Here is a 14,481-nt window from a genome sequence, read left to right as displayed (position 1 = left end):
CGCTCTGCCGAGGGCTTATCTCCGCACAGGGAGATTTCCCCGCGCTCCGATTGGCGGCTTTGCCGCAACAAGGGGCTGCACCCCTTGCGCCGCTTCGCGGCTATCCCTGCACACCCACAAAAACAGTACACCCGCCTTTGGCGTCTGTACCATTTTTGCGGGTTTTATTATCCTATCCGGGAGGTGATACCCATAGCCATTTACCATTGGAACATCGGCATTGTGAGCCGAGGAAAAGGCAAATCAGCCGTTGCCGCAGCCGCCTACCGAAGCGGCGAAAAGCTGACAAACGAATGGGACGGAATGACCCATGACTACACTCGCAAAGGCGGCGTTGTCCATACAGAAATCATGCTGCCGCCCCACGCACCACCCTCATTTTCTGACCGTTCAACCTTGTGGAACAGCGTGGAGCTTTACGAGAAAGCCGGGAACGCCCAGCTTGCGCGTGAGATTGACGCAGCGCTCCCCATAGAATTATCCAGAGAGGAACAGATCCGGCTTGTCCGGGAATACTGTTCCTCTCAATTTGTTTCCAGAGGAATGTGCGTTGATTATGCCATTCACGACACCGACAAAGGCAATCCCCATTGTCATATCATGCTGACCATGCGACCACTTGACGAGCGCGGCGCATGGGCGGCGAAGTCCAAAAAGGAATATGACCTTGACGAAAACGGCGAGCGTATCCGCTTGCCAAGCGGCAGATACAAGACGCACAAAATTGACCTTACAGGCTGGAACGACAAGGACAACACCCTCTTGTGGCGCAAGGCATGGGCTGACTATACCAACGACTTTTTGGAGAGGAACGGAAGCCCGGAGCGTATCGACCACCGCAGCAACGCCGAGCGCGGCATTGACGAGATACCCACCGTCCACATGGGCGTGGCGGCTTGCCAGATGGAGAAGAAAGGTATCGCCACCGAGAAAGGCGAACTGAACCGCAGTATTCAAAAGGCAAACCGCCTTATCCGGGAAATCCGGGCGCAGATTGGGAAGCTCAAAGAGTGGATTGCCGACCTGTTCAAAGCGCGGGAAACCGCCCCGAAGCAGCCGCCGCAATCTCCCAACCTTGCAAAGCTGCTGATGAAGTATTTGAGCGTTCAGAGAGAAAAGAGCCGGAAGTATTCGCAGCGTTGGCAACAACAGCACACAGCCGATGAACTGAAAACCATAGCGGCGGCGGTCAACTATCTTTCCGAGCATGGTATCTCTAATCTTGATGAACTGGACGATTCCCTTTCCTCTGTCAGCGATAAAGCCTATTCAATCCGGGAGGGAATGAAAACCGCCGAGGAACGCATGAAGAATCTGCAAAAACTCATGGAGTACGGCAGAAATTATCAAACCTACAAGCCCATACAGGACGAGTATCGGCAAATCCGCTGGAAAGGAAAACAGGAGAAGTTTGCGGAAGCCCGCCGCGCCGAGCTTACCCTATGGAATGCGGCAAACCGCTATCTCCATGCCCATTTGCCGGAGGGCGTGAAAACCCTGCCGATCTCCGCGTGGGAGAAAGAATATACCGCCCTCAAAGCACAGCGAGAAGCGGAATATGACACGCTGAAAGATACCCGCGCCGAGGTTGCCGAGCTTCAAAAAATCCGCAGGTGCGTGGATATTGCACTCCGCGCCGACCAGCCGGAGCAGACGCAGAGCCGCACCAAGCGGCACGAACAGGAGCGATAAAGAAAAGGACGGGCAAGCCATTTTGCTTGTCCGCCCTAAATGCTTTCTGATAAACTGGAAGTTGTTTATCCAAAATGAAATGGAATAACCATATCAAGTAAAACTGCAAGAACTATACTAATCGTTCCCATTAGCGCAGAACTCCTCAATGTGTCTCTCCTCAAAACAATAAGTCCAATAATAAAGACTATCACTTCCAAAACAGATTTTGCATTAAAATACCAGCATCCATATACAAAGCACATATTGAACAATACTGCCAAAATCAGTGCTGATAGTATAAATGCCAGTTTGCTTTTCCCCTTTGCATACCAACAGACAAAAGCCAATAATGGAGAAACAGCTGTAAATCCAAACCAAATCATCGCATAACTTCTTGGGAAAAATCCTGCAATATAGTTTGAATACAAATAGTAGCTTGCAACCATACCAACAAAGAATACAAAAACATTGATGCTTGCTCTTATTGCAGAATTGCTATAAATAGAAATACACAGTGCAATCAATATCCAGATTGCAAAACGCCCAAGAAAATTACCAATATCTAAGACTCCATTTATTGCCATAAGCACACCTGGAAGTTCAGTTTGACGAAAATCCAGATATTTTGAGAAAGTTCCCAAAGCTATTCCGAGAAACAATATCGCTATGGTATTTATAAGTTTTCTATTATTGGATATTGGATTTTCTGCATTCCTTATATCATTCAAAAAATTTATCATAATTACCCTCACAAATTCCAATTTGTCGATTTCATTATACTCAAAACCTATGAACAATTCAACCACAGAAAGCGAGGTATCAACCATGTATTACACCCAAGAACAGATAGACCGCGCCAACCAAGCCGACCTTGTTTCTTTCCTGCAATCACAGGGCGAGCAGCTTACCCGCGCCGGGAATGAATACCGCTGGAAGCGGCACGACAGCCTGACCGTCCGGGGAAACAAATGGTACAGGCACAGCCAGAGCAAGGGCGGCGCACCCATTGATTTTGTCATGGAGTTTTTCGGCAAGAGCTTCACCGAAGCCGTTGAACTTCTCGCAGGAGAAAAGGGAGCTACACCGCCGCCGGACAGACCAAGCCCCGCGTCCTTTTCTGACTTCCGACTGCCGCCCCGCAGCACCGACAACCGAACAGCGAGGAACTACCTCACAGCTGCCCGCCGCATTGATGAAGATGTGACGGGCTTTTTCTTTGCCAGCGGCGATATTTACGAGGACGCAACCCACCACAACGCCGTATTCGTCGGCAGAGATGAAAGCGGCATACCACGCTACGCCCACCAGCGCGGAACAGCCGGGAGTTTCCGGCTTGATGTGAAAGGCAGCGACAAAGCCTTTAACTTCTGCTACCGGGGCGAGGGCGAAAGATTGTTTGTCTTTGAAGCCCCGATAGACCTCTTATCTTTCCTCTGCCTGTTCAAAAAGGATTGGCAAAAGCAAAGCTATCTGGCGTTGGGCGGCGTGGGCGAAAAAGCCCTTTTGCGTTTCCTTTCTGACCGTCCGAACATCAAGACCGTGTACCTCTGCCTTGACAGCGACAACGCCGGAAACGATGCTTGCAGCCGCCTTGCGGAGCTTGTGCCGGAGGGCTTGACCGTCCACCGCCTTCTCCCGCTTTACAAGGACTGGAATGAGGTATTGCAGCACCGGGCAGAAATCGCGGACGGGAAGTATATCCGGGAAGCGATTTACGGCTTGAAAGAGCCGCCGCAGGAAGAAACCGTTGAGATTATCCGCATGAGCGAGGTTGACACCCAGACCGTTGAATGGCTATGGGAGCCGTATATTCCCTTTGGGAAAGTAACCATTGTGCAGGGCAACCCCGGCGAGGGCAAGACCACCTTTGCGCTGCGCCTTGCCGCCGCCTGCACCACCGGGGGAACGCTGCCGGGAATGAAGCCCTTGCCGCCATTCCAAGTGATTTACCAGACCGCCGAAGACGGTTTGGGCGATACCGTCAAACCCCGCTTGATGGAAGCAGAAGCCGACCTTGACCGCGTACTTGTGATTGATGAAGCCAAACGGGAGCTTACCCTCTCCGACGAGCGCATAGAAAAGGCAATCACGCAGAACGGGGCGCGGCTGATTATCCTTGATCCCATACAGGCGTACATGGGCGAAAAAACCGACATGAACCGGGCAAACGAAGTGCGCCCCATGTTCCGCCGCCTTGCCGATGTTGCCGAGCGTACCGGGTGCGCCGTTATCCTTATCGGACATCTCAACAAAGCTGCCGGAGGGCAGAGCGCATACCGGGGTTTAGGTTCTATTGACTTCCGCGCAGCCGCCCGGAGCGTGCTTCTTATTGGGCGCGTAAAGCGTGAGCCGAATGTGCGCGTTATCATTCACGACAAATCTTCCCTTGCGCCGGAGGGAAAGCCCGTAGCCTTTTGCCTTGACCCGGAAACAGGCTTTGAGTGGATAGGCGAATATGATATAACCGCCGACGAGTTGCTGTCCGGCGCGGGCGGCAACAACGCCACCAAGACCGAACAGGCTGAAAAGCTGATACTTGACCTACTGGCAGACGGAAAAGAGCTTGCCAGCGAGGATATAGAGAAAGCCGCAGCCGACGCGGGGATTTCTGCCCGTACTGTCCGGGCGGCAAAGAAAAACCTTGACGGGCGCATTACTTCAAAGCGCATTGGCGCGGCATGGTATCACGCCCTAAAAAAGTGAACTGGCAAAATCCAAGTGGCAAAACCCAGATACCTTGCCACTTTGCCACTTCGCCACTTCAACCTCAAAACCACCGCCCCATGTATGACCGCATGGGGCTTTTCTCATGGAAAGGAGAGCCTATGAACAACGACACCAGCAACCGCAGCACCCCCGCAACCGCTTCCCCTCTGACCGTAAAGGAAGCCGCGCCACCTGTAATGATAAAGAAAATCGGAAAGACCACCTACCGCGTCAAAATCCATTTCAGTGAAACGAGCAAAGAAACCATGAGCGACAAAATCAAGCGTCTGATTTTGAATGACAGCGAAAAAAGTTCTTAAACACCCTTGACAAAACGTATCAGAAGATACGCTCCTGTCAGCAATGGAGCGGGCCGGAGCCGAGGATATGCCGGAAAACGCAGAACGCAAGGGGCTGGGTACGCCCGCCACCCGCGCCGCGATTCTGGAAAAATTGGTGCAAATGGGCTTTGTGCAGCGCAAGGGCAAGCAGCTGGTACCCACCAAGGACGGCATCAATCTGGCGGTGGTTCTGCCGGAAAGCCTAACCTCTCCCGCCCTGACGGCTGAATGGGAAAACCGTCTGACCGAGATTGCCAAGGGCAATGCAGACCCGGACGAGTTCATGGCCGAAATTGAAGCGCAGGTGCGTCAGCTGGTCAAGACCTATTCTTGTATCAGTACAGATAAGCAAAACCTGTTCCAGTCGGAACGGGTTATTATCGGCAAGTGTCCCCGGTGCAGTGAAAACGTCTATGAGGGCAAGAAAAACTTCTACTGCGGGAATCGTAGCTGTCAGTTCGTAATGTGGAAGAATGACCGCTTCTTTGAGCAGCGAAAAAAGGCGTTCACCCCGAAGATCGCCGCCGCTCTGCTCAAAAACGGTAAGGCAAAGGTCAAGGGCCTCTACTCCGAGAAAACAGGCAAAACTTATGATGCAACGGTGCTTCTGGCAGATACGGGAGGCAAGTACGTCAATTACCGGGTAGAGCGCAAAGAGTAAGGCAAAAATACGAGGGCCGGTTATGGTAAGGTGAAGCATTCATTTTGCCATAACCGGCTCTCTCTATCCGTAGGATAGCAAAAAAGGAGTGTGACCAAATGAGCGAATTATTTTCCATCCAGCTGCAAAATCGGCAGCAGCAAGGCAGGGATGGCGTCTGGCTGGACCTGCCCACTACAACCGAACAGGTACAAGCGGCCCTGCGGCAAATCGGCATTTCGTCCGATAATCCGCAGGGCCTTTTCATTTCCGGCTACTTTGCCGAGGAAGAAAAGCGTTTTGCGATTCCCTACAACATGGTACTGGCATCCAATGTGGACGAACTGAACTTTCTGGCATCACGACTGGAAACACTCTCTACCGGGGAACGCGCAGAGCTGAACGCCGCCCTGCAAGTCCCGCAGAGTGAGCTTTTCAGCATCGGGAGAATCACCGACTTTCCCGAAAACGTGGACTACTATGTGCATCTGCCGGATGTGCGCGGCCCTGCCCAGCTGGGCGACTACTATCTGAACCGTTCCGGCATGGTGGATATGCCGGAGGAATGGAAAGGCGGCATCGACACGGCGCAGTTCGGCCGGTATGTGGCCCAGCAGGAGCAGGGCGTGTTTACCGAGTATGGCTACCTTGTCAAAAGCGGGGACGCGTGGCAGAAAGTCCACGAGGGCCAGCCTGTGCCGGAGGAATACCGGGTACTGTCCTTTCCTGCGCCGGAAGTTTTGCGAGATTCGGCCAACATCCCGCCACCTGTTCAACCTGAAACGGAACCGCAGAAAGTTATTCCCATTATCCTAAACGGCAAGGACAGCGCGGAACGCATGAAAGAAATCACGGACCGGCTGGAAACAGGCATTCAAGAATTATTCGACAGTGACCGCTACAAGGCCTACCTCACCACGATGGCGAAATTCCACAATTACAGCTTCAACAACACCTTGCTGATCGCCATGCAGGGCGGGCAGCTGGTGGCGGGCTTCAACAAGTGGAAAGACACGTTCCACCGCACCGTAAAGAAAGGCGAAAAAGGCATCAAGATTCTGGCTCCTGCGCCGTACAAGGTCAAGCAGAAAATGGAAAAGCTGGACGAACAGGGCAAGCCGATTCTGGACAAGGACGGCAAGCCGCTGACGGAAGAAAAGACGGTGCAGATTCCGGCTTTCAAGGTGGTGTCCGTGTTCGATGTCAGCCAGACCGAGGGCGAACCGCTGCCCTCTATTGCAGTGAATGAACTGTCCGGCAGCGTGCAGGACTACCAAGATTTTTTCAGAGCGTTGGAGCAGGCTTCCCCGGTGCCCATCGGGTTTGAGGACATCGAGGGCGGGGCGCACGGTTACTTTCATCTGCTCGACAACCGCATTGCAATTCAGGAGGGCATGAGCCAGCTGCAAACCATCAAAACGGCCATCCACGAGATTGCCCATGCCAAGCTGCACGCCATCGACCCGAACGACCCAGAACAGACTAACCGCCCGGACAGCCGCACCCGCGAGGTACAGGCCGAAAGTGTGGCCTATGCTGTTTGCCAGTACTACGGGCTGGACACATCCGAGTATTCCTTTGGCTATGTGGCCGGGTGGAGTTCTGGCCGGGAACTGGCCGAACTGAAAGCCTCTCTGGAAATTATCCGCAGCGCGGCCCATGAGCTGATCTCCGCGCTGGACGAACATCTGGCAGAACTTCGCCAGCAGCGGGAAGCAGACCTTTCCGCTGCACAGGAGGCCGCATTTGCACTGGATAATGGCAATACGCTGTTCATCCAGACCTGCGATTCTGGCTATGACTACACTCTGTATGGCCCGGACCACACGGCTCTGGACGGAGGCCAGCTGGACGCGCCCGGTCTGACCCTGCCGGATGCCGGGCAGGAAGCGCTTAATCTGCTGGGGCAGACAGCCCCGGTGTCGGAAGTCCTGTTGGGCGACAAGCTGGCGGCGTTCCAAGAGGCGGCGGAAAAGGCCAACGAAATTCCAGAACCTGTTAAAATTCCAGACCCCGCCGCAGAACCTACGGTCACAATTCTTTGGAGCGAAAGTGACAAGCTGCAGGACGGCGAAATCATGCCGCTGTCCGTGGCAAACCGCGTCTTTGAAGAACTGGACACCGCCCAGCATACGGACCGGGAAAAGGATGGTTACGAGGGCGGCTGGTACGACAAAACCGCGTTCCGCATTGATTTTACGCTGAACGGCCAGCCCGACAACTACGAGGGGCGGCAGGATTTTGGTGACGGAGAGGGCTCTTTGGTTCAACATATCCAGAACTACCACGAATACTACGCCAAGGACGAGAACTGGAAAAATTTTGTGCTGCACAACAAAGGCCCGGAAGCGTGGGAACAAGACAAGGCAGAGCGGGAAATGGTGCTGACCGAGTTTATCCCGTACCTCAAACAGCATTGCAACCTTTCGGCCATGGAGCAGGCAGCCACCGCCGCTTTGCGGGAGGGACAGAACATTTCGCCGAAACAGGCTGCCTATTACAACACTGTTGTGGCCTATGTGCAGGACTGCCGCCCGCTGCTTAACCAAGGCCAGTATAACTTGCCGGAACCGCCCAAGTTGGCCGACTTCGACCAGAGTTTGCAGGACTACGAGGCACAGGTGCAGGCCGAGATCGCGCAGGAAGCGGCCGCTGCCGGAATGACCGTAGAGGAATACGCGGCGACAGGTTTTGAGGCACCGCAGCAGGACAGCTTTTCCATCTACCAGCTGCGCAATGAAGATTCCACCCGCGTTTACCGTTTTGAACCTTACGACCGCCTGCAGGCTGCTGGCCGGACAGTGGACAAGGCAAACTATATGGAGGTGTACGCCGCGCCGTTGGCTGTTGGCACCACCTTAGAGGACATCTACCGCACGTTCAATGTGGACCATCCGGCAGACTTCAAGAGACATTCACTGTCCGTTTCAGATGTGGTGGTGCTTCATCTGAACGGGCAGTACACCGCCCACTACTGCGACAGTGTGGGCTTCCAGCAGGTGCCGGAGTTCTTGCGGGAAAATCCGCTGCGCACCGCAGAACTTTCCACCGAACAAAACGAAAACATGATTGACGGTGTTCTGAACAACGCGCCCTCTCTGGGCGAGTTGGAGGCCAAAGCAAAGGCCGGGGAACAAATTTCTTTGACAGACCTTGCCGCTGCAGTCAAGGCCGAAGAAAAGGCACCGAAAGACAAGAAATCCCGCGCAGCCAAACCGAAAAAGCCGTCTATCCGGGCACAACTGGATGCCGCAAAAAAGGAACAGAGCAAACAAACACAGCCACGGGAAAAGTCAAAGGAATTGGAGGTGTAAACCGTGCAGAAATTTGAAAATATGGATGTGATCGCTGCGCTGGAAGCTATCATGCACCAGAACACCGCATACTACCAGAGCGATTTTGCCTATGACATCAAGATGATGCGGGAAGCGGCCCGCAGCGACCAGCCGGAAGATAAGCTGCTGTTGTGGCTGTCCCGGCCTTCTGGAACATTCTGCTTCCGGGAACGGGATGTGCTGCTCAAAGACACCCAAGCCTACAACACATGGAAATTCTGCGGCGAGCAGACCCACGACAGGATTCTTGCCTATGCGGTGGAGCAGACCGGCGCAGCCAACGGAACCGTGCAAGGCAATCTGTATGAATTGGACTATCAGCAGCATTTCCAGCACATCCGGGAAGCCGCCCTGCCCGTGGGTGCCAATCGTCTGATCTACGAAAGCGGGATGCGGGAGATTGGCCCGAAAAAGCATTTCGACAGCCGCCCGGACAAATATTTCGGGGAGTTCGTGCGGTATGAAATGCAGCCCCGTGACCCGGAACTTCTGCAAGCGACCATCCGGCAGGAGCAGCGCAGTCGGGAATCTGCACAGCCCGGTGATTTCAAAGAACACCTTGCGGCATTGCACACCGGGCTGATCGAGGCCGAGGCACAGCGTATCGTAGCCGATATGAAGCGTCTGGCTGCTCCCAACAGCCCGGACAAGAATCATTTCATGGTAGAGGTATCGCCCTATTTCACCAAGCTGGCATCCAGCTGGGACACGGGCCAACTGCTTGCCATGCTGCCGTATAAGTCCCTGCACCTGTCCAGCGTGAAAGACCGTTTCGGTATTTACGCGCTGATTGATAAAAACGAGAACCGAGATAAGAACATTCGCAAGCCCCGCGCTTCCGTCCGCAAGCAGCTTTCCGAAACAAAACAGGCTGCCAGCCCGATAAAGGCAGCGGCCCGCAGAAAACAGTACGAAATGGAGGTCTGCCCATGAATTTCAGCGTGGAAGAAGAAAATTTGATCTGTATGTACCACACTTCTGACCGCCGCCGGACGATGGCGCGGATGATGGCCGCACTGCCGGACATGGACACGGAAATGCGGAGGCTGGCAAATAGCGTCATTGCCAAGTTGGAGCACATGACCGATGCTGACTTTGACGGACAGAGGTTTGATTTTGTGGGTGAGTGATACCGCCATCTTGACAATGGCACATTATTTTCAGCAAAAGTAATGTGTCGTTGTCAACACAGAAACAGCCGGACACGGTAGCCTTGTGGCTGCTGTGTCCGGCTGTTTTTCTGTCAATCACTTTCTGATAAAGCGAATGATATTCCCGTGTACCGAAATGTATTTTTCTTTTTCCAATGTTTTTATATCGTTGTCAAAACTCGCCGTTACGCCTTGAATTACGCCGGGCTGCTCAGGCGGGAGGTATCGTTGCTTTAATTCTTCATAAGAAATTTCCCCTGCCGCTGAAATAAGGGCTAAAAGTCCCAGATTATAGGGTTCAGTCATTTTCATATTAAATCCTCCCAATCTTATTATTTTTCTTTCTTTTCGGCAGACTGCTCTGGCAGTTCGGCGGCATCTTCTACAATGTCTGTTACAAGCTGCTGGAAGTCAACCGCATTCTTTTCTGTAATAACGGGCTTGCCGGTTTCCGCTTCAAGAGCCTGCCGCGCAATGCCGGCCACTTTGCCGCCACGCTTGGCAACCTGCTTGTTTTCTTCAAAGGTCTGCGGCTTTGCAGTCTTGGAAATATCCGTAGTGGAGGCTTCGGCCAGCATCGTCAAAACAAGTTCCAAATCGGTCATGTTGTCCCGGAGATTTTCTTTTGTCAGACCTTTCAGCCGCTTGTACTGCCCCGTGGTCATGCCGGACCATGCGCGGGAGATTTCATCGGTCAGGATGGCGTACTCCTTGCCCTTTTGCACTCCGCGCTTCTTCCATTCGTCCGTTAGTTCGTTGCGGATGCGGATTGCCAAAAGCCGCTGGTGAATCCATTCTTCGGAGTAGCCTTTCTTCAAATAGGTATCAAGCGCACGGTCAATAGCTTGCTCCGGGTCGATGGTTTCTTCGATGCGTTCCTTGCCCACCATTGCCAGCCATGCCTTGAACGGTTCAGCCTTAGGGGACGGGATGGACTGGATGATACGCAGGAGCTGTTCAGTGTTGGCAACATCCGTTTTACGTTTTTTACCGTCTGGGGCCGTCATTTTCAAACCATTACAATTTGTAATGGTTTCATTTCCTTCGTCTTTAAGGCGCTTTTTTAGAACACGCCAATAGTTTTGTGGGTCTGCGCTGTCAGTCAGAACAGCAATCACATCAACGATTGCAAAATACCATTCTTCCTTTTCTGCATCCCATGCAGTACGGATTTTCTGATCTTCAAAAAGCTGGATAGAGCCGTTATCGTTCACTTCTGCCATAGAGGGTTCCTCGCTTTCGTTGTCTAAGTCTATTTTACATGATTTCGGGTGGAAACTCTACCCGGTCTAAGCGTTTGGGGTTCAAAAATCCGACTAATATTTTGTGCAGATTTACCGTTCCTGCATCTTCTCCTTTCCCGGCGTTGTCCGCAGGATGCTGTCCACGTTTTGCTTAATGATACCATACTCCTGCATCTGGCGTTTGGCTTCGGTGTACTGCTGTTGCAGCTGGTCTTTCTGCTCGGCCAGCTGCTTGTACTCGGCTTTCAGGATGTAGAGGTCGGGCAGCTTTTGAAAGCCCTGCTCTTTCAGGGCCTTGGCCGCCGCTTCATAGAGAATCAGGGTGCCTTCATGCTTGCGCCAGAATTGCTTTTTGTCAGCGGCCCGCTGGTATTCCTGAACCAATGGACGCAGTTCTTTACAGGTGGTGACATCCTTTATCAGCACGGCCATTTCTGCAAGTCGGCGCTCTACTGCTTTCAGCGCGGCGGCCGCTTCGGTGCTGGCGGCGGTGATCTCGGCCACCCGGCTTTCCAAATCCGGGTAGCTTTCGATTTCATGCTCGGTCAGGAAGTTCAGCGTCCGGGCAGCCTGTTTCAAGTTGTGGAGCTTTGCCCACTTCTCATACCCTGCGGACTGCTGGGCCTTGATGCTGTTTTCCAAATCAATCCGCAGAGAAATTTTGCGGTTTTCCTTGGGCTTTCGCTCCACGAACCGCCCTTTGATGCGTTCGATGATGGCTTCCTCGGTATAGGCTTCGCCCAGCGTTTTGCAGCGGGTGAACCGCTTCTGTCCGGGTGCGCGAAACGAAACGCACTTACCCCGCTTGATCTCATAGCCCTGCTCCTGCAAGAGCCGCAGAAAATCGTCAAAATCCTTGGCCTGTGGGATGGCTGCATCTATGGCGGTTTTCAGCTTTGCCTTCCAACTCGCGCCCTTGCGGTGTGCGTCCCACTCGGCATAGCTCTTGCCCCGGTTTTGGCCGGGCATTACCACGGACAGGCCGTATTCTTTGCACAGCCGGTCGCTGGTGCGCCGGATATAGGCATAGCTCTGTCGGTTGGAAACATACTTTCGCTGGTTCACCATGTCCACAGCACAGAAGATGATGTGGTTATGGACGTGTCCTTTGTCAATGTGCGTGGTCAGCACATACGGGTATTTGCCTTGCAGGACTTCATCTGCAAGCTGTCGGCCAATTTCGTGGGCCTGCTCCGGCGTGGTTTCTCCCGGCGCAAAAGACTGTATCAGGTGGTGGGCCAGATTGTTGCCTTTCTGCATGGCCTGTGACAACAGCAGTTCAAATTCGATGTCGGCGGTTTCGTAGGAGCAGGCAAAGGAGGATACCAGCATTTTTTCATCCGTCTTGGCCGGATTTTCGATGTAGTCCAGTGCCTTTTTCAGCGTTGACTTGATAGGATGTATCTTTGTAACTGCCATATCTGCGCCAATGCTCCCTTGATGTCCGCAACGTCTTGTGTGTACAGCGGCCCCATGCTGTTCAGCCGCCGCGCGATCTGATTGACGTTGACACCAATCTTTTGCAGTTCGGCGGTCTGCGCCCGGATGTCGGTGGTGTCGATGTGGACAACATAACCATCTATCAGCATCTTCCGGGCGTAGGCAGAAAAATTCCGTGTGTGCAGCAGAGCCATCTTCTGCCGGATAAGTTCCTGTTCCTCCGGCGTCACGGGAACACGCAGAACAATTTTTCGGGTTCGGTTCGCCATAGTTTCACCTCGTTTCTTGGGGGTCTGGGGTACTCCCCAGCAAGCATTTCTGCCGGGAGTGGCTACACTCCCTATGCTTGCTACGTTACCTTTCCCCACTACTATGACACCACAACATCCCCGTTTTGCCCGCAAAATACAAAAAAATAAGAGGACGCTTTTTGCATCCTCTCAATGACCATGTGTGGCAATCAGACACACGCGGGCTCTTTTTCCTGTTCATGGATTCGTAAGGCACCGTCAATGGCACCTTCTACGATGGGTAAGTATTCTTCCGGGCAAAGCTGCAGCTTGTGGCTGACCCGCTGACGTTCCGCACTTTCTTCCCGCATGAGTTCCGGGTTGAAGTACCGCTCCACGGGCAGACCACATATTTTTATCAGCTGAATCACCACAGGCAGGCTGGGCAGCGTGCCTTCGTTTTCGATGTTCGCAAGATACCGGCTGTCACAATGTATCATGTCGGCCAGCGCACTGCGGGAAAGCTGTTTTGCCTTTCGAGCTGCCTTGACATCCGCTCCGAACGTTTCAAAGCCGGGACAGTCCTCAATTTTCGCCATTCTGCATCACCCATATACATTTTATAGTTCATGGACGATTGGCGAAATGATGCAAAATCCATTTAGCTTACACTTTATAGTTCCACTTGAAAATCAGACGCGCGCGCCAGAGTTTATTCTGGCTCTCATTCTACTTTCGTTGCGCGGTTTTTCTATACTCTAATGGCAACAATCCAGTGCTTTTGCGGAACAATTCTGCAAATCGGCTTGAAGTGGAATACCCCACTGTTTGGGCAACTTGTCCGACTGTCAGCTCTGTGTATGCCAGCAGATACTCTGCTTGGCTCATGCGCCGCTGCTGAATATACTCTGTGATGGTGCAGTCGTAGTATTTCTTAAAACAGCTTTTCAGTTTCGTTGTCCCCATGCAGGCAATCTGCGTCAGCCTTTCAAGAGGAATGTCAAAAGCATAATGGTCACTAAGATATGAAGCGACCGTCTGGATACTTTCTATATCCTGCTGCGAGAGCTTATGAACTGGTTTATCAGGATGCTTCTTCTGATATTCCACTACCATTGAAACTGCTTCTGCGACTTTTCCCTCATAAAAAAGTTTTGCGGCAATCCCTTCTCCGCGATAGTCCTTAATCTCCGTAAGCAACCGTGACATCGCAGGAAAATCTGATGTTTGGTCGATTTTGCGGAAGGCGTCAATCGGATTGATCTGTGCCTCAGGGTACAGTTTCTTCAGATAATCTTCATAATATGCGGGTGCAATCTCGATTCCAACCGAACGGATTGGAATGTTCTTATGTATCAAAGCCTTGTATGGCGCATAGCCTCCGATAAACGTTTTGATGCAGCCGGCAGACAGTCTGCGGTATGGCGATAACTCTTCCCCGGAGATAGAATCATACTGCGTAATACTCAAACATTCTGGCAAAGAACATTCCAGCATGAAATCCTTGTGGAAAGAAAAATTGTGAATTTTAATATCGTATAGATCTTTCTGTCCATAAGTCCAGTAGGTACCTTCTCCGACTTCGGGAGAAAGTTTCCAGCAGATACCCAATGCCCCGTATTGCTGGTTATCTGAGTCACGGATAAAACCGTGTTCCGCAAGCAGGGGCGCATAAAGCTGATCGATGATTTCAGACATGAAAGTAGGCCGCCTCCTTTTT

The 14,481-nt window shown here is 52.5% G+C and carries 13 protein-coding genes and 1 pseudogene; 7 read left to right on the top strand and 7 right to left on the bottom strand.

What is annotated here, in order from left to right; translation table 11 throughout:
- The first annotated feature begins 222 nt into the window (after positions 1-222).
- Positions 223-1,692 (top strand): MobQ family relaxase, encoded by a 1,470-nt coding sequence (gene mobQ / locus MTP39_RS00570; RefSeq protein WP_442899404.1) that lies wholly within the window; start codon positions 223-225, stop codon positions 1,690-1,692.
- A 65-nt stretch (positions 1,693-1,757) separates the two neighbouring features.
- Here the strand turns inward: mobQ and MTP39_RS00565 are convergent, their stop codons facing one another.
- On the bottom strand, positions 1,758-2,501 hold the full coding sequence (locus MTP39_RS00565; protein WP_330422403.1) for a hypothetical protein: 744 nt from the start codon (positions 2,499-2,501) through the stop codon (positions 1,758-1,760).
- On the opposite strand from MTP39_RS00565, the gene MTP39_RS00560 reads away from it, so the two are divergent.
- From MTP39_RS00560 to MTP39_RS00535, 6 genes and pseudogenes are all read left to right on the top strand, one after another.
- A complete protein-coding gene (locus tag MTP39_RS00560) occupies positions 2,500-4,377 on the top strand; it encodes an AAA family ATPase (protein ID WP_249241046.1) in 1,878 nt (625 codons plus the stop codon). The two genes, MTP39_RS00565 and MTP39_RS00560, sit on opposite strands and share 2 nt — an antisense overlap.
- 122 nt (positions 4,378-4,499) lie before the next feature.
- A complete protein-coding gene (locus MTP39_RS00555) occupies positions 4,500-4,700 on the top strand; it encodes a transposon-encoded TnpW family protein (protein WP_022473970.1) in 201 nt (66 codons plus the stop codon).
- 19 nt (positions 4,701-4,719) lie between these two features.
- Positions 4,720-5,382, top strand: a pseudogene (locus tag MTP39_RS00550) (DNA topoisomerase); the annotation flags it as partial.
- Positions 5,383-5,480: 98 nt separating this feature from the next.
- Positions 5,481-8,675 carry a YodL domain-containing protein gene (locus MTP39_RS00545; RefSeq protein ID WP_249241045.1) on the top strand — a complete coding sequence of 1,065 codons (3,195 nt, stop codon included), beginning with the start codon at positions 5,481-5,483 and terminating at the stop codon, positions 8,673-8,675.
- 3 nt (positions 8,676-8,678) lie between these two features.
- A complete protein-coding gene (locus MTP39_RS00540) occupies positions 8,679-9,629 on the top strand; it encodes a hypothetical protein (RefSeq protein WP_442899403.1) in 951 nt (316 codons plus the stop codon).
- Positions 9,626-9,826, top strand: coding sequence for a transposon-transfer assisting family protein (locus tag MTP39_RS00535; protein WP_249241044.1), 201 nt, complete (start codon positions 9,626-9,628; stop codon positions 9,824-9,826). Before MTP39_RS00540 ends, MTP39_RS00535 begins: the two co-directional genes overlap by 4 nt.
- 117 nt (positions 9,827-9,943) lie before the next feature.
- Here MTP39_RS00535 and MTP39_RS00530 read toward each other — a convergent pair whose 3' ends face one another.
- The 6 genes from MTP39_RS00530 to MTP39_RS00505 all read right to left on the bottom strand — a co-directional run bounded on the left by MTP39_RS00530 (position 9,944) and on the right by MTP39_RS00505 (position 14,459).
- Complete coding sequence (locus tag MTP39_RS00530; protein ID WP_005935981.1) at positions 9,944-10,159, bottom strand: hypothetical protein; 216 nt, start codon at positions 10,157-10,159, stop codon at positions 9,944-9,946.
- Between the two features lie 20 nt (positions 10,160-10,179).
- Positions 10,180-11,070, bottom strand: a complete 891-nt coding sequence (locus MTP39_RS00525) for a BRO-N domain-containing protein (protein WP_249241043.1) — start codon at positions 11,068-11,070, stop codon at positions 10,180-10,182.
- 111 nt (positions 11,071-11,181) lie between these two features.
- On the bottom strand, positions 11,182-12,510 hold the full coding sequence (locus MTP39_RS00520) for a relaxase/mobilization nuclease domain-containing protein (protein ID WP_249241042.1): 1,329 nt from the start codon (positions 12,508-12,510) through the stop codon (positions 11,182-11,184).
- Positions 12,471-12,800, bottom strand: coding sequence for a plasmid mobilization protein (locus tag MTP39_RS00515; RefSeq protein WP_117526957.1), 330 nt, complete (start codon positions 12,798-12,800; stop codon positions 12,471-12,473). Before MTP39_RS00515 ends, MTP39_RS00520 begins: the two co-directional genes overlap by 40 nt.
- A gap of 191 nt (positions 12,801-12,991) precedes the next feature.
- Positions 12,992-13,360 (bottom strand): helix-turn-helix transcriptional regulator, encoded by a 369-nt coding sequence (locus MTP39_RS00510; RefSeq protein WP_097771861.1) that lies wholly within the window; start codon positions 13,358-13,360, stop codon positions 12,992-12,994.
- A gap of 130 nt (positions 13,361-13,490) precedes the next feature.
- Positions 13,491-14,459 carry a helix-turn-helix transcriptional regulator gene (locus MTP39_RS00505; RefSeq protein ID WP_112122075.1) on the bottom strand — a complete coding sequence of 323 codons (969 nt, stop codon included), beginning with the start codon at positions 14,457-14,459 and terminating at the stop codon, positions 13,491-13,493.
- Positions 14,460-14,481 lie beyond the last annotated feature (22 nt).

The organism is Faecalibacterium sp. I3-3-33 (genome assembly GCF_023347295.1).
Classification (GTDB): domain Bacteria; phylum Bacillota; class Clostridia; order Oscillospirales; family Ruminococcaceae; genus Faecalibacterium.
This window is presented reverse-complemented; position numbering and strand designations above follow the sequence as displayed.

Coding starts and splice junctions, on each gene's coding strand:
- MTP39_RS00560 (WP_249241046.1), top strand. CDS start 2,500: ATGTATTACACCCAAGAACAGATAGACCGCGCCAACCAAGCCGACCTT.
- MTP39_RS00565 (WP_330422403.1), bottom strand. CDS start 2,501: ATGGTTGATACCTCGCTTTCTGTGGTTGAATTGTTCATAGGTTTTGAG.
- MTP39_RS00555 (WP_022473970.1), top strand. CDS start 4,500: ATGAACAACGACACCAGCAACCGCAGCACCCCCGCAACCGCTTCCCCT.
- MTP39_RS00545 (WP_249241045.1), top strand. CDS start 5,481: ATGAGCGAATTATTTTCCATCCAGCTGCAAAATCGGCAGCAGCAAGGC.
- MTP39_RS00535 (WP_249241044.1), top strand. CDS start 9,626: ATGAATTTCAGCGTGGAAGAAGAAAATTTGATCTGTATGTACCACACT.
- MTP39_RS00530 (WP_005935981.1), bottom strand. CDS start 10,159: ATGAAAATGACTGAACCCTATAATCTGGGACTTTTAGCCCTTATTTCA.
- MTP39_RS00525 (WP_249241043.1), bottom strand. CDS start 11,070: ATGGCAGAAGTGAACGATAACGGCTCTATCCAGCTTTTTGAAGATCAG.
- MTP39_RS00520 (WP_249241042.1), bottom strand. CDS start 12,510: ATGGCAGTTACAAAGATACATCCTATCAAGTCAACGCTGAAAAAGGCA.
- MTP39_RS00515 (WP_117526957.1), bottom strand. CDS start 12,800: ATGGCGAACCGAACCCGAAAAATTGTTCTGCGTGTTCCCGTGACGCCG.
- MTP39_RS00510 (WP_097771861.1), bottom strand. CDS start 13,360: ATGGCGAAAATTGAGGACTGTCCCGGCTTTGAAACGTTCGGAGCGGAT.
- MTP39_RS00505 (WP_112122075.1), bottom strand. CDS start 14,459: ATGTCTGAAATCATCGATCAGCTTTATGCGCCCCTGCTTGCGGAACAC.